General features: G+C 30.8%; 17 protein-coding genes. 7 read left to right on the top strand and 10 right to left on the bottom strand.

Translation table 11 applies throughout. The annotated features are described in order from the left end of the window. Positions 1–15 precede the first annotated feature (15 nt). From AABM47_RS00085 to AABM47_RS00100, 4 genes are all read right to left on the bottom strand, one after another. Positions 16–2,799 carry a PD-(D/E)XK nuclease family protein gene (locus tag AABM47_RS00085; protein WP_338408882.1) on the bottom strand — a complete coding sequence of 928 codons (2,784 nt, stop codon included), beginning with the start codon at positions 2,797–2,799 and terminating at the stop codon, positions 16–18. Between the two features lie 67 nt (positions 2,800–2,866). Further along, entirely contained in the window at positions 2,867–4,276 is a 1,410-nt protein-coding gene (locus AABM47_RS00090; RefSeq protein ID WP_338408883.1) for an OmpA family protein, read from the bottom strand. A 118-nt stretch (positions 4,277–4,394) separates the two neighbouring features. Then, a complete protein-coding gene (gene kbl, locus AABM47_RS00095) occupies positions 4,395–5,588 on the bottom strand; it encodes a glycine C-acetyltransferase (RefSeq protein WP_338408884.1) in 1,194 nt (397 codons plus the stop codon). A 10-nt stretch (positions 5,589–5,598) separates the two neighbouring features. After that, positions 5,599–8,808 carry a UvrD-helicase domain-containing protein gene (locus AABM47_RS00100; RefSeq protein WP_338408885.1) on the bottom strand — a complete coding sequence of 1,070 codons (3,210 nt, stop codon included), beginning with the start codon at positions 8,806–8,808 and terminating at the stop codon, positions 5,599–5,601. A gap of 62 nt (positions 8,809–8,870) precedes the next feature. Between AABM47_RS00100 and AABM47_RS00105 the strand changes: the two genes are divergently transcribed. Continuing rightward, on the top strand, positions 8,871–9,476 hold the full coding sequence (locus tag AABM47_RS00105; protein ID WP_338408886.1) for a superoxide dismutase: 606 nt from the start codon (positions 8,871–8,873) through the stop codon (positions 9,474–9,476). 116 nt (positions 9,477–9,592) lie between these two features. On the opposite strand, the gene AABM47_RS00110 is transcribed toward AABM47_RS00105, so the two are convergent. From AABM47_RS00110 to AABM47_RS00135, 6 genes are all read right to left on the bottom strand, one after another. Next, positions 9,593–11,488: an amidophosphoribosyltransferase gene (locus AABM47_RS00110; protein ID WP_338408887.1), complete on the bottom strand. Its 1,896-nt coding sequence runs from the start codon at positions 11,486–11,488 to the stop codon at positions 9,593–9,595. Positions 11,489–11,552: 64 nt separating this feature from the next. Further along, positions 11,553–12,479, bottom strand: a complete 927-nt coding sequence (locus tag AABM47_RS00115) for a PfkB family carbohydrate kinase (protein WP_338408888.1) — start codon at positions 12,477–12,479, stop codon at positions 11,553–11,555. A gap of 133 nt (positions 12,480–12,612) precedes the next feature. Continuing rightward, positions 12,613–13,038: a hypothetical protein gene (locus AABM47_RS00120; RefSeq protein ID WP_338408889.1), complete on the bottom strand. Its 426-nt coding sequence runs from the start codon at positions 13,036–13,038 to the stop codon at positions 12,613–12,615. A gap of 47 nt (positions 13,039–13,085) precedes the next feature. After that, entirely contained in the window at positions 13,086–13,568 is a 483-nt protein-coding gene (rnhA, locus tag AABM47_RS00125) for a ribonuclease HI (protein ID WP_338408890.1), read from the bottom strand. Continuing rightward, positions 13,568–14,167 (bottom strand): hypothetical protein, encoded by a 600-nt coding sequence (locus tag AABM47_RS00130; RefSeq protein WP_338408891.1) that lies wholly within the window; start codon positions 14,165–14,167, stop codon positions 13,568–13,570. Before AABM47_RS00130 ends, rnhA begins: the two co-directional genes overlap by 1 nt. Continuing rightward, on the bottom strand, positions 14,157–14,723 hold the full coding sequence (locus AABM47_RS00135) for a phosphoribosylglycinamide formyltransferase (protein WP_338408892.1): 567 nt from the start codon (positions 14,721–14,723) through the stop codon (positions 14,157–14,159). Before AABM47_RS00135 ends, AABM47_RS00130 begins: the two co-directional genes overlap by 11 nt. Before the next feature lie 162 nt (positions 14,724–14,885). Here AABM47_RS00135 and AABM47_RS00140 point away from each other — a divergent pair, with 162 nt between their 5' ends. From AABM47_RS00140 to AABM47_RS00165, 6 genes are all read left to right on the top strand, one after another. Beyond that, on the top strand, positions 14,886–15,122 hold the full coding sequence (locus AABM47_RS00140; RefSeq protein WP_026716658.1) for an acyl carrier protein: 237 nt from the start codon (positions 14,886–14,888) through the stop codon (positions 15,120–15,122). A gap of 187 nt (positions 15,123–15,309) precedes the next feature. After that, entirely contained in the window at positions 15,310–16,563 is a 1,254-nt protein-coding gene (gene fabF / locus AABM47_RS00145; protein WP_338408893.1) for a beta-ketoacyl-ACP synthase II, read from the top strand. Between the two features lie 6 nt (positions 16,564–16,569). Beyond that, the gene (rnc, locus tag AABM47_RS00150) at positions 16,570–17,310 is read left to right on the top strand and encodes a ribonuclease III (protein WP_338408894.1); all 741 of its coding nucleotides are present in this window, start codon (positions 16,570–16,572) and stop codon (positions 17,308–17,310) included. A gap of 112 nt (positions 17,311–17,422) precedes the next feature. After that, positions 17,423–17,890, top strand: a complete 468-nt coding sequence (locus AABM47_RS00155) for an IPExxxVDY family protein (protein WP_338408895.1) — start codon at positions 17,423–17,425, stop codon at positions 17,888–17,890. Positions 17,891–17,893: 3 nt separating this feature from the next. After that, positions 17,894–19,324 (top strand): pyruvate kinase, encoded by a 1,431-nt coding sequence (gene pyk / locus AABM47_RS00160; protein ID WP_338408896.1) that lies wholly within the window; start codon positions 17,894–17,896, stop codon positions 19,322–19,324. Between the two features lie 36 nt (positions 19,325–19,360). Next, complete coding sequence (locus AABM47_RS00165; protein WP_338408897.1) at positions 19,361–20,119, top strand: Bax inhibitor-1/YccA family protein; 759 nt, start codon at positions 19,361–19,363, stop codon at positions 20,117–20,119. The last annotated feature ends 51 nt before the right edge of the window (positions 20,120–20,170 follow it).

Raw genomic sequence — 20,170 nt, forward strand, 5'->3', positions numbered from 1 at the left:
CAAGTTTATTAAAGTTTATAGTTTTTCTTCGAAAGGAATTTCAGGATTTAAAATTTCTAAAATTAAACTTAATAAGGATTGTTTAAAATTAACAATCGTTTCTTGATTTATTTCATGAATTGAATTTTTACCTTTTCCTAATCCAAAAGGCATAAAACCTGCCTTCATGTTTTTAAATGATATAATTCCGGCTTCAACAGGATAGTTTTTGTATTCTGCATTATTTTCAAACATTAAAGCATAACAAAGTAGTTGAATAATTTTTTCATTTTTTATCTCTGATGTTAATTCTACAAAATTATCTACTTTTAAGGTTCTGGCTTCTACTTTTCCTGTTTTATAGTCTATAATTCTTATTTTGTTGTCTCGCAATTCGATTCGGTCTACAGCTCCTGATATTTTTATGTCGAACGGTAGCGATTTGTCAGAAATTGTGCCTTGTAACTTTTTTTCTAAAAGGAGAACTTTAATAACTGCTCCAGCTTCAATATCTTTTTGTTCTTGTTTTAAAAATTGTTCTATCTGTTGTTTGGCTACTTCAAAAGCTAACAAGTTTTTCCCTTTTTTAATTTCCCCTTCCTTAAAAATTAACTTGAATTGTTTTATGGTTTCATATTCAACCAATTTATTCATAGCATCTATATTATTTGCAGACAAAAATTTATCTATATAGGGCTCGTATAAGTACCTTAATGTTTCGTGAATTATAGTTCCTAAAGTGTTAACGGCAATATTTTCTTCAACTTCTTCGGACTCCCTTATACGTAAAATTCTTTGTGTATAAAATTGTATTGGATTTCGAATGTAATTTGTTAATGATGATGGAGAAAATCCATTTTCGGTTGCTATTACTTTTAATCTATCTAAAACAGCTGCTGTTTTGTTGATTTTTATAGGTTCGTATGCCATACTTGGCAAATGTGCATTATATATGGTGTTTTTTGTAATATGCTGTGGAAAATCAATTTCTAATTGGGTTATAAAACGACTTTTTTCTCCAGCATCTATTCCGTCTGAATTGTCTGAATTATAAAGCAAGTAAATGTTTTTTGCACGGTGTAATAAATGATAAAAGTGATAACTATAAATAGCGTCTTTTTCCCTAAATGTAGGGAGTCCTAATTCTTTTTTTATATCATACGGGATAAACGAATTGCTGCTTTTTCCGGATGGAAATTTACCTTCATTAACCGATGTAATTATCACGTTTTCAAAATCCAAAACTCTACTCTCCAAAACACCCATTACTTGCAAGCCTGATAGGGGCTTTCCTTCAAAAGAAACCTCAGCCAAATCAATAACCTGTTTGTAAATGGCAAATAAGCTTGAAAGTGATGTTATGCTTTGATATGTGTCAATAAATGTAGAAATACGATTTAAAACAAGATAAATAGAATGTATAAAAGCTTTAGCTATAATATCTTCTTGATTCTCATGGCTTAAATATTCCTTTATAGAAAGTAGTATTTTTGACAACTGATTGCTTATATCTGAAGCATTGTCATTCCATTTAGAAAAAATAAGTTCAAAAAGAACATTAGAATCATTTGTTTTATATTCTTCATACAACTGAAATAATTTGTCATTTGAAAAAAACGTAAAATTATTTGTTTTTATAACCTCTTCAACTTTTTTTGCATCTATATAGGGTTCAATTAAGGAGTGACTTAATATTTCTAAAACTTCCTTGTAATATAGAGTATATTGTTTTTCGTTACGTTTTTTAGCATTAGTGTGCAGTTTAAATATTTTGGTAATCAATAATTGAGCTGGATTATTTTTGCTGGGATAGCCCATTGTAATATTTAGACTCTCTACAGATTCGGGTAAATTGTATAGTACGGGTAGTAATAAATTTTCGTCGCCTAAAACGACTGCTGTATTTTGTAGGTTTATATTTGTGAGTTGAATTTCTTCGATCAAATTGCCTACTATTTTTGTTTGACCAACGGTTTTAGGTGTCCCAATAATTTGGATGTTTTTTTCTTGCTCAAAATGATTTTCTATCCATTTAAAAGATTGTTTATCAAATTGATTCCATTCCTTTTTATATTTTCTAATGAATAAGCCTGCGTCGTGATGCGAATCTTGTAAAATTGAATAATCAATATCCCAATAAACTAGCGCTTTTTCTTGAAGTAATAAATGTTTAAATATGCGTTCTTCTGCCTGGTTTAATGCGTTGAATCCGGCAAAAATAATTTTATTTTCAGATGAAATTGAATTTGAAAACGTGTCTAAATTTGCTACTGATTCCCTATATAACAAGCCCTGATAGCCTATTCCTTTTTCTAAAAGATGTTTATAAAAAGTGGCGTAATAAAGGGGTAATTTGTCCCAAAAAGCAAGCGTTGTATCTATTAGATTCGTAGTTTGATTCAATTCTAAATCCCATCTTTTTAAGGCTTCTACATCTTTTAAATATGAAAAAACATGATTTGGATCAATAAAGTAACAATCAATTTCATTAAAATCATGAATTAATGTTTTTGCCCATTTTGAAAATTCTTCGAAATCTTGAAGCGCAGTATTTTTTGTTAATAAGGTATATACATGATAAAATTCAAATAAAATCTCCATAGAATCGACACTTCGCAAGCCCGAAACGTCTTTAATAAACTCTTCTATACTTATTATGTTTGGAGAAAATATAGGTCTAGAAAGTTTCGCCTGAATGTTTTCTATTAAGAAAACACGAGCTCTTTTACTGGGAAGAACAATGGTTATATCTGATAAGTTATCAGAATAGAGAAGTAGTAGTTCGTCAGTAAGTTTACTTAAAAATGTTGGATTACTCATACAGGTATAAAAATAAAAAAAACGCTCCGATAATCGGAGCGTTTTCTTAAAATATTTTAGAATTAAATTATTTAACTAATTTAACCTCAACTCTTCTGTTATTTGCTTTACCTGCTCTAGTTTTGTTAGTGTCTTTTGGATTAGACTCTCCGAAACCAGCTGAAGTTAATCTAGTTGCAGAAATCCCGTTTTCAACTAAATAGTCTTTAACCGCTGCAGCTCTATTTTCAGACAAAGTTTGGTTTGAAGCTTCTGAACCGTCACTATCGGTATGACCTTCAATAGAAAAATTTGTGTTTGGATATTCTTTTAAAATTCCAGTAATTGATAATAATACAGAGTGTGTCTTTTGTTGGAAAGAAGATCTTCCTGAATCAAACAAAATAGTTTTTGCATATTCGTTTAATTTTTCCATAGTTTCTTGAGAGACTTCTTCTTCTGGACATCCGTTGTTAGCAACAGTTCCTTTTACTTTAGGACATTTGTCATCTTTGTCTGCTATACCATCGCCATCAGTATCTGTCCAAGGACAGCCATTGTTAGCTTTTGGTCCTGTTACAGTAGGACATTTATCTAAATTATCAGCTACTCCATCTCCGTCAGTATCAGGGCAACCTTTCATCATTTTTGATCCTTTTACTTCAGGACAAGCATCATCTGCATCAGTGATTCCATCACCATCTGCATCAGGACATCCGTTTAATTCTTTTAATCCAGCAATTTCAGGACAAGCATCATCTGCGTCTGTAATTCCATCTGCATCAGTGTCAGGACATCCGTTTAATTCTTTTAATCCGGCAACTTCTGGGCATGAATCATCTTTGTCATAGATACCGTCATTGTCAGTATCTTTACCTCCAAATTTGAAAGTAATACCTACAAAATGTTGAAAATGATCTCCCAAATCTACATTTGGAACTCTACTATCTTCATAGGAGTTTTTAAAAGTTGATTGCAAAGTTAAACCTACGTTTTCAGCAAACCATATGTTTAAACCAGGACCAAAGTTTGTTGTACCGGCAGAAGCGTCTCCCATCCAAGTATATCCACCACCTAAATGTAAATACGGGTCTAAAGTTTTAGACTTAAGCATTTCCATAAAGCTGTACTTAACAATTAAATCAGCACCATAATAACCTAAATCTCCAGGATTAGTAACCATATGTGTGTTTTGAGTACCTTCTACTTTAGTTACAAATTTTGTTATTTTATTAACAGAACCTGTTAAACCAATAGAAAAATTGTTTCCAACATTTTTAGACACAGTTACATACGAAACTGAAGGAAGGATGTTCCAATGGTCTTTTACATTAAATAATTCTGAAGTTCTTTCAGAAAATTCAAGATCAGCAGCTACTTTAGTATCTACAGCATTAGCCCCAAAAGATATTGCCCATGGGTTGTTGTTGTCTTGTGAATAAGCAGTCATGCCTACAAAAATTAAGGCTACAACAAAAAATTTGTTAAGATGTTTCATAAAATTTTATTTATTAATATTATTTTTGATCAAAATATAAAGCACAAATTTAATGCCTTTATTTTTAATTGCAAATTAATTTATACAAATAATACAAAATAGCCGATTAAAGGGCTAATTAAACTATTTTTAGAGCCTTCCCTACTTCAATAAAAGCACTTATTGCTTTATCTATGTGCTCTTTTGTATGTGCTGCTGAAAGCTGAACCCGAATTCTAGCTTTGTCTTTTGGCACAACTGGAAAGAAAAATCCAATTACATAAATCCCTTTTTCTAGTAGCATCTCTGCCATTTCTTGAGCAAGTTTTGCATCATATAACATAACCGGTACAATTGCAGAATCTCCATCAACAATATCAAAACCTGCTTCTTTGATACCTTTTTTGAAATAATTGGTATTCCATTCTAGGGTATCTCTTAATGAGGTGTCTTTTTCTAATAATTCAAATACCTTAATGGATGCACCTACAATAGCGGGGGCTAATGAATTTGAAAATAAATAAGGGCGAGAACGTTGACGTAAAATTTCAATAATTTCTTTTTTTGCTGTCGTATAACCCCCCATTGCTCCACCTAGTGCTTTACCTAGTGTTCCTGTTATAATATCTACTCTTCCCAATACATTTTTAGCTTCTAAGGTGCCTATTCCTTTTGCCCCTATGAATCCGGCGGCATGACATTCGTCAACCATTACTAGGGCGTCATATTTATCTGCTAAATCACATATTTTATCTAATGGTGCAACAAGTCCATCCATTGAAAACACCCCATCTGTAACTATAAGTTTAAATCTTCTGCCTTCTTCTGTAGATTTTATCAATTGATTTTCTAAATCTTGCATATCACTGTTCGCATATCTATAACGAGCTGCTTTACACAATCTAACCCCATCAATAATAGATGCATGATTTAAACTATCTGAAATAATACAATCTTCGGCTTCTAATAAAGGTTCAAAAACACCTCCATTAGCATCAAAAGCTGCTGCATATAAAATGGTGTCTTCTGTTCCGTAAAAAGTGGCTATTTTTTCTTCTAATGTTTTGTGTATATCTTGAGTTCCACAAATAAATCTAACGGATGACATACCAAAACCATGGGAATCTAAGGTGTCTTTAGCCGCTTGAACCACTTCTGGATGTGATGAAAGGCCTAAATAATTATTGGCACAAAAATTTAAAACTGTTTCTCCTGTTGAAATTGTAATTTCGGCTCCTTGTGGTGAAGTTATGATGCGTTCTTTTTTAAACAATCCGTTTTCTTGGATACTTTGTAATTCGTTTTTTAAGTGTTCTTGTATTTTGCCGTACATATTTATTTTTTTACAAATGTATTATTTTTAAAGTTTCGCCTAGGTAAACTAAAGCTTTTTCTTGTACATGAATATTCATTTTTTCTATTATATTTTGATAGTTCTCTATTTGATGCTTATGGCTTTCTTTAGGGCTGCCTGTTTTATAATCTAATAAATAGGCTTTGTTGTCAATTATTGCAATTCTATCTGGAATAAAAGTGCTTTTAGTTTCATCTATTATATGGGTTTCGTTATAAATTTTGGCTTCTTTTGAAAAATATTTTTGCAACTCTACATGATGCACAATGTTGTGTATAACTTTTTCAATTATAGAAATTTGTGCCTTTTTTATTAATCCTTTTTCTAAAGCAATTTTAATAGCCCGTGTTATATCATCGCCTGTTTTTATATAAGAAAGAATTTCGTGAAGCGTATTGCCAAACTCTATAGCATCTGCCTGAACAGTTCCCCACATTAAGGCGTCTTTTTGAGCAATTTTTATGGCGCTTGTTTTTATTTTGTTTTGAACTACTTTAATTTTTTCTAAATTTGAAATAAACGATTCTGTTTCTGAAACTTTTATGGGATTTCCAAAATCATATTCAAATTGTTCTATGTTAAAATTATGGTTTAATTGCAAATATTCTATTAAATAAGAGGACAATGTATTGGGCAATTTACCATCTTTATTTATTTTTATTTCAGATATGATATATAATTGCTCAACTGCCCGTGTAAATGCAACATATAAAATATTGATGTCGTCTAGTATAACTTCTTGAGTTTTTGTTTTATAAATAGAATTTGCTCTTTCATTATAATGGGGCACTTCTTTCGTATTGTTAATTAAAACTTTGTTGAAATTACCAATTGATTCTTCTAACGGAATCCATAGTTTATTTTTTTTTGCTTTTGCATAATCGTCATTAGCAAATGGATAAATCACAACCGGAAATTCAAGTCCTTTTGATTTATGAATCGTCATTATTTTTATAGCATTATTACCCTCTGGCGAAGGAATGCTTTTTTTATATCCTGTTTGCTCCCAATAATAAATAAAATCAGCTATACTTGATTGTGCCTTAATATGTCGTTCCAAAACTAAATCTAAAAAATATTGAACATATGAATTATTGGCTTTTTGTTTGATGAAGGCAGAAACTATAATTTCTACTACTTCATAAAGTGCTTTTTTTCTACAGGCATTAAAATCAATAAGTACGTCAAATTTTTCTAATGTTTTTTTTAATTTTTCTTCGGTATCATGCAAGCTTTGACTAATTATGTCGTGTATTTCTTGTTTATTTTGTAGGTTTTTTTGTAGGTTTTTTCCTACATAATATAAAAGATTAAATTTTGCGTCTGCGTCTTTTTTATTATTGATGTATTTCAATACATTAACAATCAACTTAACTTCGGTAGCGTTTTGAATTAATAACGTTTCGGAAGATAAGATCGGAATTTCATTTTCGGTTAAATAATTGGCCAACAAAACACCGTCTTTTTTATTTCGAGTCAAAAGCACTATGTCTTTATATTGAAATCCGTTTGAAAGTACTTTATTAATAATTACATGGGTTTGCTTTACATATTTTGTATTTTTATCGTCGTCTTCTTCGTCGCTAAACACCTCATCATTTGAAGATGTATCAATAAATGAAATGTGTGCATAACCTCCTTTTTTATTGGTTTTTTTTTGAAAACTATGATTTTGATATAAATCAACATAGTCAGCATTTTCTAATTTGCCCGAAATGTGTTTAAAAAAATTATTGTTAAAGTCAACTACTTGACTGTAACTTCTGTAATTTGTGTCTAAACTTTTAGCGTTTGTTTTTATATTTAAAAAGGGGCTTTCATCTTTGCTTAATGCAATAAATTGTTCTGCCTTACCCCCTCGCCATCTGTAAATAGCCTGTTTAGGATCGCCTACCAATAAAAGAGTGCCTTTTATGCCGTTATCTTCACCAGAAATAGCATTGTCAATTAACGGAATTAAATTTTTCCATTGCAAAACAGATGTGTCTTGAAATTCATCAATAAAAAAATGACGATATCTTTCACCCATTTTCTCATATATAAAAGGTGCTGGTTGGTTTTGAATTTCGTTGTTTATAATTTGATTAAATTCTGATATAGATAAAATATTTTGATCGCCCTGAATTTTTCTAAATTCTTTATTGATAGAGTTTAATAACGATAACGGATAAATGTTCTTGTTAAAAGCTTCAAATAAAAATATTTTTTGATAGTATGTATAAGCTACTTGTAGCTTTAAAACAATTTGGGGTAAACTATGCTCAATTAAATCTTTATCTTTTGCTTTTAAATTAATTTGAACATCTTCAATTTTTAAAAACTTAAACATATCAATTGCTGTAAAGCTACTGGTTTCTATTTTTTCTAAATGATTTGGGAAGCTTTTTCTTGAAAAAGATTCAAATGCAATTCCCTTATTATTAATAATGGACAAACATTCTTTGGCAATGATTGAAGCACTGCTTTTTAGTTTTTCAATTTCAAAAATTAATGCTTTTTTAGTTTCTACAAAATCGGCAATTGTTTTGTTTTCAAAATCTTTTAATTCGTGCTTACTATCTTCATTAGTTAAAAGCGAACTTGCTATTAGTAAATCATTAGTAATGTCCCAGTCTTTATCATCATCGTTTTTGTTTCTTGAAAAATCCAATAACAATTGGGTCAATTCTTGATCTTCACCTGCTTTTGAAATTACGCTTTCAATGGCCTCTTGCATCAACAAATCAGTATCTAAAGAAATGTCAAAATCCAACGGAATATTTAATTCGTGTGAAAATGATCTTATAATCTTTAGGGTAAATTTATCAATAGTCGAAATATCAAAAGCAGTATAATTATGAATAATACTTTTAATAATACCTTTTGATTTTTCTTTGATGGTTCCAATACTTAAACTTGTTTCGTCTGAAATGTCTTGTAATAAATCAAATGCCTTAAGCGAAGTATCTTCTTTGGAGAACTCGAGCAAATAAAAAATGATTCGCGTTTTCATTTCTTCTACCGCTTTATTGGTAAACGTAATGGCTAAAATTTTTCTATAAGCTTCGTTTGAAGATGATTTTAATAAAATTTTTATATATTCTTTGGATAATGTATATGTTTTTCCAGAGCCTGCCGAGGCATTATAAATAGAAAAAGATGCTTGACTCATTATTATATTTTTATTATCAATAGAAGAATAAGATAATTCTATTTTCAATTGAGTAGGTTATTTTGTAATTTTGAATAAAATTAATACTAATCTTTTTAAAAAACTATATTATGGCTTTTGAATTACCAAATTTACCTTATGCATATGATGCATTAGAACCACATATTGATGCTAAAACAATGGAAATACACCATTCTAAACATCATAATGCTTACACTACAAATTTAAACAATGCTGTAGCTGGATCAGATTTAGAAGGAAAATCTATTGAAGAAATTTTAAAAAATTTAGATCTAAGTAATGCTGCAGTTAGAAATAATGGTGGTGGCTTTTTTAATCACAATTTGTTTTGGGAAGTAATGTCGCCAAATGGTGGTGGTTTACCTTCAGGAGATTTAGCAGCTGCAATTGAGGCTGACTTTGGCTCTTTTGAAAATTTTAAAGGCGCTTTTGCAAAAGCAGGCGCTACACAATTTGGTTCAGGTTGGGCTTGGCTTTGTGTAAAAAATGGCAAACTAGAGGTTTGTGGAACGCCTAACCAAGACAATACCTTAATGCCTGGTGTGGGTTGTGGTGGAACGCCAATTTTAGGAATGGATGTTTGGGAACATGCTTACTATTTAAACTATCAAAACAGAAGACCTGATTATATTGAAGCTTTTTTTAGTGTAATTAATTGGGCTGTAGTTTCTACAAAATATGATGCTGCAAAATAAATAGTTTACTTATTAAAAATTAAAAGCAGTAATAAATTAAAACTTTCTTAATTTATTACTGCTTTTTTTACGTTTAAATATAAATTTTAACGAATTAAATTTATGCCTTTTAAAATTTAATATGCTCTTGCATCATTACCTTCATAAAAATTCAAAAAAGCTTTATTTACTACTCTGTTTCCTCCAAAAGTTGGGTAATTACCTGTAAAATACCAATCACCAAGGTTTTTTGGACAAGCTTTATGCAAACTCTCTACATTTTGAAAAATAATTTTTACATCTGCTTTTACATCTGCCGAAGTTAACATTTCAGAAATTTTATCTGAAAGGTCTTCGTCGGTAAAAGGAGCATAAATTTCCTTTACATAATTAACGACTTCTATATCTTTAAAAAGTTCTTGCTTTTTTGATTTCTCATAAACTTCATCAACAATATGATATAAATTTCGATCTTTTAATAAGGCTAAGGCTGCTTGAAAAGCAATTAAACCCTCTAGTTTAGCCATATCAATTCCGTAACAATCTGGATAACGAATTTGTGGCGCCGAAGAAACTACAACTATCTTTTTTGGATTTAATCGATCCATCATTTTTATGATGCTTTTCTTTAAAGTTGTCCCTCTTACTATACTGTCATCAATGATAACCAAATTATCTGTGGGTTTGATAACCCCATAAGTAACATCATAAATATGTGCTACTAATCCATCTCGATTACTATCTTCTGTAATAAATGTTCTTAATTTTGCGTCTTTTATGGCTATTTTTTCGGTTCTAATTTTTACAGATAGTATTTCTTCTAACTTTTCTTTAGTTAATGTTTTTCTATTATCTAAAATATATTGATTTTTTCGTTGGTTTAAAAAATCTTGAGCTGCTTCTACTAATCCATAAAAAGACGTTTCGGCTGTGTTGGGTATAAATGAGAATACTGTGTTATCTGTATCGTTTTCAATAGCTTCTAATACTTTTGGCAAAATTACTCTACCTAACTCTTTTCGTTCTTGATATATTTCTGCATCACTACCTCTAGAAAAATAGATGCGTTCAAACGAACACGATTTCTTTTCAGTTGCTGGAATAATTTCTTGTACAGAAACGGTTCCGTTTTTTTTTACTATAAATGCTTTTCCAGGATCTAATTCTTTTACTTTTTCAAATGGAACATTAAAGACCGTTTGAATAACTGGCCTTTCTGAAGTTACAACAGCAATTTCATCATCGGCATAATAATACGCCGGACGAATTCCTGCAGGGTCTCTAAACACAAAAGCATCACCGTGACCAATTAAACCGGCCATAGCATAACCTCCATCCCAGTTTTTTGAAGCTCGTTCTAATATTTTAGCAACATCTAAATGTTCCGCAATATATTGTGAAGCATCTCTTTTTGAAATACCTTTATCTTTACATTCTTGATAAATAGCCATAACTTCTTTATCTAAAAAATGGCCAATTTTTTCCATTACAGTAACCGTATCTGCCATTTCTTTTGGATGCTGTCCTAACTCTACTAAACTTTCGAACAACTCTTTAACATTAGTCATGTTAAAGTTACCTGCAACTATAAGGTTTCTGTGCATCCAATTGTTTTGACGTAAAAAAGGATGTACACTCTCTATACTGTTTTTGCCAAAAGTACCATACCTAACGTGTCCTAAAAACAATTCTCCTATATATGGTATGTTGTCTTTTTGTTGTTGAGCTGTTGTGTATTCAGGGTGCTCTGTAAGCTCTTCGTTTATTCGGCTGTTTATCTGGCTGAAAATATCTTGAATAGGTTGTGCGTCATTGGAACGGATTCGACTGATGTATCGTTCTCCGGGGCTTACGTCTAACTTAATACTTGCAAAACCAGCACCATCTTGACCACGATTGTGTTGCTTTTCCATTAAAAGATACATTTTTTCTATCCCATAAAAAGCTGTACCATATTTTTCTTTATAAAAATCTAATGGCTTAAGTAATCGAAGTAAAGCAATTCCACATTCGTGTTTAATAGCATCGCTCATAATAGTTGGTGTATGTTGTTGTATTGTTATATAATAAAATGCCTCGAAAATTCGAGGCAAAAATTTATGCTAATTCTATATCAAATTGTGTTAATTCTTTAAATTGGTGCAAACGTGTTTTAACTTCTTCTTTTTCAAGATTTTGCATGCGTTCTGTTCCAAATTTTTCAACACAAAATGACGCTAAATTGGATCCGTAAATGATGGCATTTTTTAAGTTGTCAAAAGAAATGTTTTCGCTTTGGGCAATATATCCTGAAAAGCCTCCTGCAAATGTGTCTCCTGCACCTGTTGGATCAAATACTTCTTCTAAAGGTAATGCCGGAGCAAAGAAAATATTTTTGTCTTCAAAAAGCAAAGCCCCATGCTCTCCTTTTTTTATAACTACATATTTTGGACCCATGGTATGTATTTTTTGTGCCGCTTTTACCAATGAATATTCTCCTGATAATTGACGTGCTTCTTCGTCGTTAATAGTAATTACATCAACCCTTTTAATTACATTCATTAATTCGGGTAAAGCACAATCCATCCAAAAGTTCATGGTGTCTAAAGCAATTAATTTTGGCTTTGCTGTCATTTGATCTAAAACACTTAATTGTACCATAGGGTGTAAATTTCCTAACATTACAACTTCTGCATTTTTAAAATCATTTGGCACAACTGGATTAAAATCGGCCAATACGTTTAGTTGTGTGTCTAACGTGTCTCTTGTATTTAAGTCGTTATGGTATTTTCCACTCCAAAAAAAGGTTTTACCCCCTTTTACTACTTCAATTCCTGATATATCTATGTTTTTATTCTTTAATAAATCTAAATATTCTTGTGGAAAATCTTCTCCAACAACAGAAACAATTGCCGATTTTACATTAAAAAACGAAGCAGAAAGACCTATATAAGTTGCTGCGCCACCAAGGATTTTATCGGTTTTTCCAAAAGGCGTTTCTATAGCATCAAAAGCGACTGTTCCTACAATTAATAATTTGTTCATTATTTAGATTTTGAAATAAGACGCAAAGATAAGTTTTAACTTTCAGAGATGCAAAGTTTAATTAGCTTGAGGGTTAAAATTCAATATATAATAAATTTAAATAATCAATAATTTATTGAGACTTGAATCTTTTTTATATTTTTATATAAGTCAAATTTTTCGAAATTCCAAGACGATTTTTCCAGTTGTCAAAATCATTTTCATTGTTGAAAATATGGCGTTTAAAATTGTCATTTCGGGTGTCTATGATAAAATAGTTTGTAATTGCTCTATTTGGTTTTAAACTATCATAATCCATGAAATGTGCATCTTTGTTTGCACATGGATGTTTCTTTCCAACGATAAAGTCTTTATTGTAACCAACTGCAAAAACATTATGTCCAATAATAATCTTTTCAGTATCAAAAAAATTATTGTCATCTTTAGTGTATGAAATCCAAGTGTTTTCGTCCCATTTTGCTAAATAAAAGTTTTTTACTATTTCTTCGTAAGATTCATTTTGTCCAAAATAACAAGTAGTTAAGCAAAAACAGAATAATAAAATAGTTAACTTCTTCATGCGTGAATTTTTAACAGATTGTGCTACGTTTGCTGGTAACTTATAAACTACAACAACTTTCCGTCTTCATTTTCATAAAACACATCAACAGATAGTTTTTCTTGTTGAGATGCCATTACTGCTAATGCATCACAACGCTCGTTTTGTATATGATTGCTGTGCCCTTTTATCCATTTGAAATCAACTTTGTGTTTACGGTATGCTTTTAAAAAACGAATCCATAAATCAGGGTTTTTTCGGTCTTTAAAGCCTTTTTTTTCCCAACCTATAAGCCATTTTTTTTCGACAGCATCTACGACATATTTTGAGTCTGAGACCACTAAAACAAACATGTTAGGGGTTTTTAGTTTTTCTAAACCTACAATAACAGCTAAAAGCTCCATTCTATTGTTAGTAGAACGTCTAAAACCTTCAAAATATTCTTTTTTGTGAGGCGTACCTACTAACTCCATTACAACGCCATAGCCAGATGGCCCTGGATTTCCTTTTGCCGCTCCATCGGTATATATGTGAACTTGGTGTGAAGTCATTATTTAGTAATTGCTATAGAGTTAATTAATGCCTCAAAAAAAACATTGTTATTTTCTTTATCAATTTCTTCAATAAAATTAATTGAAATGAAATATCCATCTTTTAGTATATAATAACTCTTACTTAATATTTCATGCTTTTTTTCTCCTCTTTTTAATGTAAACAGAACGGAGAATTTAATTACATTAAAATTTAAAATTTTAACGACCTCTAATGAATCCTTTATTTTAAAATTATCTAAAGGTATTTTACCTTGCTGTAAAAATTTATTCACTTCAACAGATAAAGAATCTAATATTTTTGATGTTGTTTTGTAACTTCTTATCTTTATTGTAGGAATTATTCCAACATAAATATTGGGGTCATATTTTAAAAAAGTGACTAGATCAATTCCATTAGCACTTGATTTAATTAAATCATCTAAATTCTCTTTAGAAAAATCAAATTCTTCTAAATTTTTTAACACTTCTTCATTTTCAAAAATTAACCAATTCTCTGGTTTTTCAATTGAAAAATTCATTTTTTCAACTTCAAATTTTTCCTGACTATAAACAGTATTTACAAATACTAAGACAATAAATAATATTTTAATTTTCATTTAATAGTTTTTTTATTACTTCAGAAAAATGGTTATGTTCCAGTTGATGTACTTTTTCAGCTATCTCTTGAGGTGATTTACAATCAGAAATTGACACATTCTTTTGAAAAATAATGGCTCCTTCGTCGTAATTTGGTGTTACATAATGAATTGTTATACCAGTTTGAGCAGCTTTATTTTCAAAAACAGCTTTATGAACGTTCATACCATACATGCCTTTCCCTCCATAATCAGGTAATAATGCAGGATGAATGTTTATTATTTTATTTGGATAAGCATTTATTATCTGTTCGGGAAATTTTAATAAAAAACCCGCAAGAACAATTAAATCGGGTTTCATTTTATTTAATTCTTCCAAAACAAAACCATCATTTAGTTGAATTTTGGTAAACAGCTGTGTTTTAACACCTTGTTTTTTAGCTTTTTGAATAACTTTTGCCTCAGAATTATTTGATAAAACGGCAACCACAGTTTGCAACCTATCTTTTTTAAAAAATCTTATAATTTGCTCGGCATTTGTTCCGTTTCCAGAAGCGAAAAGCACAATTTTTTTCATTGCATATTAATTTCTAGCACAAAAAAAAGCATAAAAAATGGTAAAAAGGGACCTTTGTTAATATTTTTTTTTAAATTCGTTGAACAAATAACCAAATAAAAATGTTGTTTTAAGATAAAGTTTTTTATTTTTGCCAACAAATTAAATTAAAATTTAAAGATTATGTCAGACATTGCATCAAGAGTAAAAGCGATTATCGTAGACAAATTAGGAGTTGACGAAAACGAAGTTGTAACAGAAGCAAGCTTCACAAATGATTTAGGAGCAGACTCATTAGACACTGTTGAGCTAATTATGGAATTCGAAAAAGAATTTGACATTCAAATTCCGGACGACCAAGCAGAAAACATTGCTACTGTAGGTCAAGCAGTTTCTTACATCGAAGAAGCTAAAAAATAATAATAAAAAAGCATCCACAAGGCTTACTTTGTGGATGTTATTATTTTTACTTTTAAAGTTAATTATCAGTTTAAAAAACATTGATTGTATTACAATCATTACAATAAAGCTATGTAATACCCATTGTTTCTTTTAGTAATTATTAAAAGCTCTCTGGGTTTTTTTATATAAACCAAAAAATATTTATATGCAATTAAAGCGTGTAGTAGTAACGGGACTTGGGGCTTTAACTCCAATAGGAAATAACATTCAAGAGTATTGGAATGCTTTAATAAATGGTAAAAGTGGTGCTGCACCAATTACATATTACGCAACCGAGAAACACAAAACCAAATTTGCCTGTGAAATAAAAAACTTTAACATAGAAGATTTTATGGATCGCAAAGAGGCTCGAAGAATGGACAAGTTTGCTCAATATGCTGTTGCAGCGAGTGAAGAAGCTATTAGCGACGCTGGCATTACTTCCGAGAATGTAAACAAACACAGAGTTGGTGTTATATGGGGAGCAGGAATTGGTGGTTTAGAAACTTTTCAAGAGGAAGTGTTAAGTTATGCCTCTGGAGACGGTACCCCTCGTTTTAATCCTTTTTTTATTCCAAAAATGATTGCTGATATTGCTCCTGCACATATTTCTATGCGAAATGGGTTTATGGGACCAAATTATACAACTGTTTCTGCTTGTGCATCTTCTGCAAATGCTATGATAGATGCTTTTAACTATATTCGTTTAGGCATGTGTGATGTTATAATTACGGGTGGTTCTGAAGCAGCAGTAACTATTGCAGGAATGGGTGGGTTTAATTCCATGCAAGCCCTTTCAACAAGAAACGAAAGTCCGGAAACAGCCTCAAGACCTTTTGATGCAACAAGGGATGGCTTTGTTCTTGGAGAAGGAGCTGGAGCTTTAGTTTTAGAAGAATATGAACACGCAAAAGCACGTGGTGCTAAAATATATTGTGAAGTAGGTGGCGGTGGAATGTCTTCTGACGCCTATCATTTAACTGCTCCTCACCCTGAAGGAATTGGTGTTATTGCAGTAATGGAAAATACACTGCGAGACGCTGGCATGAAGCCCGAACAAGTAGATCATATTAATACACATGGCACCTCAACTCCGCTTGGGGATGTTGCCGAATTAAAAGCTATAACTGCTGTTTTTGGTGCACATGCAAAAAAAATTAATATTAATTCTACAAAATCAATGACAGGACACTTGTTAGGTGCTGCAGGTGCAATTGAAGCTATTGCCTCTATTTTAGCAATGAAATATGGAATTGTTCCTCCTACAATTAATCATAAGGTTGTAGACGAGAGAATTGATCCTGAATTAAACTTAACCTTAAACACAGCGCAAAAAAGAGAAATCAATGTTGCTATGAGTAATACGTTTGGTTTTGGCGGTCATAATGCTTGTGTTTTGTTTAAAAAATTAAAAGACTAATTCTATATGAATTTTCTTAAAAAAATAGCATTGAAATCCCGTTCTCTTGAAGACGGGATTTTTTTTGATAAAATTTCTAAATTATTAGGTTTTAAACCCATAAACTTAAGCTTTTATAAAAAAGCATTTACACATCGATCAGCAAATCTTTTAGATGAAAATGGGAACCCTTTTAATTATGAGCGTTTAGAATTTCTTGGTGATGCTGTTTTGGGTAGTGTAATATCTGCTTTTTTATATAAATCTGCCCCAACAGGAGATGAAGGATACTTAACAAAAACACGTTCAAAAATAGTTAGCAGAGAGCACTTAAATGAATTGGGAAGAGATTTTAATTTAATTCAGTTTGTTGAAAGTAAAGTTTCGCCAAATCATTTTGGTGAAAATATACATGGTAATTTGTTTGAAGCTTTTATAGGAGCTATTTATTTAGATAAAGGGTTTAAATTTTGTGAAATTTTTATTGAAAAAAAAATAGTTAAACCTTACGTAGATTTAGATGTTCTAAAAGGCAAAATTACAAGTTATAAAAGTTTATTGATAGAATGGTGCCAAAAAGAAAAAAAAATGTTCCATTTTGATTTTATTGAAGATAATGGTCTTGAAGGGCAAAAATTTTTTAGTGTAAAATTATGTATTGACAATAAAGTAATATCAAGAGCTAGAGCAACATCTAAGAAAAAAGCTGAAGAAAAAGCTTCGCAAAGAGCATATTTTGCATTTCAAGAGAAAATCATGACTAAATAAATGAATTCTTCAATAAACTACATCGTTTTCGTTAAAAAATAACAAATACTTAATTATTTAAATTACTTATTCCTTAACTTAAATGCTATATTTACAGCACAATTTAAGGAAAATGGGAGTATTTAAGCTACAATTAGAAGATTTTAACACCACAAAATTTGAATTAATTGCAATTCATACTACCATAGAAGTTACCAAACTTGCCTTTTTATTAAATAAAAAATTACATTCTCGGTTTCATTATTTTGATGCGATTGAAAAAAAAGAAAAGAAAAGAAAAGGATCTTTTGAACGATATTTTTTTGATGATGAAGAAAACGAAATTTGTTGGAACTTACTGCAAAATAAATCCATAATAAATGGAGGTGGTTTTGACGATGTTTTTTTAAATCAGTTTGGACAAATCATGCATTTGATACCTGAATTTAATAAGGCCGATTATATATTAAAAATTGAAACAGAAGATGGCTTTTTTGACATTAATGAAATCCTTCAAAAAATTTCAAAAATAAAAACAATTACACTTTCCTATAAAATTGACAAAACCAAAATAAAAACGATAAGTAATTTAATTTTTTAACAAATGCCCATAAACAAAAAAACTAAAATAGTTGCTACATTAGGCCCTGCTACAAGCACTAAAGAAGTACTGAAAGACATGATTGAAGCAGGTGTGAATGTATTTAGAATAAATTTTTCTCATGCAGACTACTCTGATGTTATCGAGCGTATAGCAATGATTAGAGAATTAAATAAAGAATATGGATACACAACTTCAATTTTGGGAGATTTACAAGGGCCTAAGCTTAGAGTTGGCGTAATGAATGAAGATGTAGTGGTTTCAAAAGGTGATAAAATTACGTTTACAACTGCCGAAGATATTTTAGGTACTGCCTCTAGAGTATATATGAACTATAAAGAGTTTCCTAAAGATGTAAATCCAGGAGAAAGAATATTATTAGATGATGGAAAACTAATTTTTGAAGTTGTTAAGACAGATAAAAAAACAGAAGTTGAAGCCGTTGTAGTACAAGGTGGTCCCTTAAAATCTAAAAAAGGAGTAAATTTACCTAACACTAAGGTATCATTACCTGCTTTAACAAAAAAAGATATAAAAGACGCTATTTTTGCTATTGAAAACAAGGTAGATTGGATTGCGTTATCTTTTGTAAGAACACCCGAAGATTTAATGTTGTTACAAGATTTAATTGCAAAACATTCCGATCATAAAATTCCAATTATAGCTAAAATTGAAAAACCAGAAGCTGTAGAAAATATAGATAAAATCGTTTCTTATTGCGATGGTTTAATGGTCGCCCGTGGAGATTTAGGCGTCGAAATTCCTGCACACGAAGTTCCTTTAGTACAAAAGAAATTAATTCTTAGAGCAAAATTAGCTCGAATTCCTGTAATTGTGGCAACTCAAATGATGGAAACCATGATCACAAGTTTAACACCAACACGTGCAGAAGTTAATGATGTAGCTAACTCGGTTATGGACGGAGCTGATGCTGTAATGCTTTCAGGAGAAACTTCTGTAGGAAGTTATCCTGTAGAAGTTATTCAAACAATGAGCAGCATTATTAAAGCTGTTGAAAACTCACCCTTAATTCAAGTGCCTTTAAAAGCGCCTCATATAAGAACCAATCGATTTATAACAAAATCTATATGTTATCATGCTGCTTCAATGGCTAGTGATGTTGATGCAAAAGTAATATCAACACTAACAAATAGTGGTTATACGGCATTTCAAATTTCGGCTTGGAGACCAACAGCAGATATTTTAGTGTTTACTTCTAATGAACGTATTTTAACTCAATTAAGCTTGCTATGGGGGGTACAAGCTTACTTTTACGACAAACTATCTAGTACTGATGATACTGTAGAAGATATTAATAAAATTGCCTTTGATAAAGGACATGTAAAAAAAGGGGATATGGCAATCACATTAGCTTCGATGCCAATTGCTAATAAAGGAATGGTAAATACTTTGCGTATTACTGAAATTGAATAATTTTTTTTATATTTGATGTCATAAAACACAATTAATATGGAATTTAAATCTAGTAATCCGTTTTTGAAAACTAAAAAATTTGAAAACACCAGCAGAACTAATGAGCATGTAATAACTGCTGATCACGAAACAATGACCGTTAGCGGAACTATCAACAAAAGTTTTACGATGCTCTTGATGTTATTATCAACAGCCGTACTAAGTTGGTGGTTAATAAATAATGGTTATAATCCAATGGTTTTTACACTTGGCGGTGGAATTATTGGTTTTGTTTTGGTTCTAGTGGCTTCATTTAAGCCAACCACGGCGCCATACACAGCTCCTGCTTACGCTTTGTTTGAAGGCTTGTTTATTGGCGGAATATCGGCTGTTTTTGAGGCTATGTATCCTGGTTTAGTCATTCAGGCAGTAAGTGCAACATTTGTTACTTTTTTGGTGTGTTTTGCTTTGTATAAATACAAAATTGTAAAGGTTACTGAAACATTTAAGTCAGTTGTAGTGGGTGCAACAATGGCAATTTTTGCCTTTTATTTAATTTCTTGGGTAACTTCACTTTTTATAGATTATCAACCCATTCATCACGGTAATTCGTTAATGAGTATTGGAATAAGCGTTTTTGTTATCATCATTGCAGCTCTAAACTTATTTTTAGATTTTGACATGATTGAAAAAGGAGCAAAAAGCGCCGCTCCAAAATTTATGGAATGGTTTGCTGCTATGGGATTAATGATCACCTTAGTTTGGCTGTATGTTGAGTTTTTAAGATTATTGTCAAAAATTTCAAGCAGAGATTAATAAACAAAAACTATTTATATTAAAAACCATTGGTTAATTCTGATGGTTTTT

This window comes from uncultured Flavobacterium sp. (assembly GCF_963925415.1).
Taxonomy (GTDB): domain Bacteria; phylum Bacteroidota; class Bacteroidia; order Flavobacteriales; family Flavobacteriaceae; genus Flavobacterium.

What these genes read in the sequence shown, in the direction of transcription:
- AABM47_RS00090 (WP_338408883.1), bottom strand. Translation starts at nt 4,276, where the DNA reads ATGAAACATCTTAACAAATTTTTTGTTGTAGCCTTAATTTTTGTAGGC.
- rnhA (WP_338408890.1), bottom strand. Translation starts at nt 13,568, where the DNA reads ATGACTTCACACCAAGTTCACATATATACCGATGGAGCGGCAAAAGGA.
- AABM47_RS00165 (WP_338408897.1), top strand. Translation starts at nt 19,361, where the DNA reads ATGGAATTTAAATCTAGTAATCCGTTTTTGAAAACTAAAAAATTTGAA.
- pyk (WP_338408896.1), top strand. Translation starts at nt 17,894, where the DNA reads ATGCCCATAAACAAAAAAACTAAAATAGTTGCTACATTAGGCCCTGCT.
- AABM47_RS00135 (WP_338408892.1), bottom strand. Translation starts at nt 14,723, where the DNA reads ATGAAAAAAATTGTGCTTTTCGCTTCTGGAAACGGAACAAATGCCGAG.
- AABM47_RS00155 (WP_338408895.1), top strand. Translation starts at nt 17,423, where the DNA reads ATGGGAGTATTTAAGCTACAATTAGAAGATTTTAACACCACAAAATTT.
- AABM47_RS00140 (WP_026716658.1), top strand. Translation starts at nt 14,886, where the DNA reads ATGTCAGACATTGCATCAAGAGTAAAAGCGATTATCGTAGACAAATTA.
- AABM47_RS00110 (WP_338408887.1), bottom strand. Translation starts at nt 11,488, where the DNA reads ATGAGCGATGCTATTAAACACGAATGTGGAATTGCTTTACTTCGATTA.
- fabF (WP_338408893.1), top strand. Translation starts at nt 15,310, where the DNA reads ATGCAATTAAAGCGTGTAGTAGTAACGGGACTTGGGGCTTTAACTCCA.
- AABM47_RS00105 (WP_338408886.1), top strand. Translation starts at nt 8,871, where the DNA reads ATGGCTTTTGAATTACCAAATTTACCTTATGCATATGATGCATTAGAA.
- AABM47_RS00130 (WP_338408891.1), bottom strand. Translation starts at nt 14,167, where the DNA reads ATGAAAATTAAAATATTATTTATTGTCTTAGTATTTGTAAATACTGTT.
- AABM47_RS00085 (WP_338408882.1), bottom strand. Translation starts at nt 2,799, where the DNA reads ATGAGTAATCCAACATTTTTAAGTAAACTTACTGACGAACTACTACTT.
- kbl (WP_338408884.1), bottom strand. Translation starts at nt 5,588, where the DNA reads ATGTACGGCAAAATACAAGAACACTTAAAAAACGAATTACAAAGTATC.
- rnc (WP_338408894.1), top strand. Translation starts at nt 16,570, where the DNA reads ATGAATTTTCTTAAAAAAATAGCATTGAAATCCCGTTCTCTTGAAGAC.
- AABM47_RS00120 (WP_338408889.1), bottom strand. Translation starts at nt 13,038, where the DNA reads ATGAAGAAGTTAACTATTTTATTATTCTGTTTTTGCTTAACTACTTGT.
- AABM47_RS00115 (WP_338408888.1), bottom strand. Translation starts at nt 12,479, where the DNA reads ATGAACAAATTATTAATTGTAGGAACAGTCGCTTTTGATGCTATAGAA.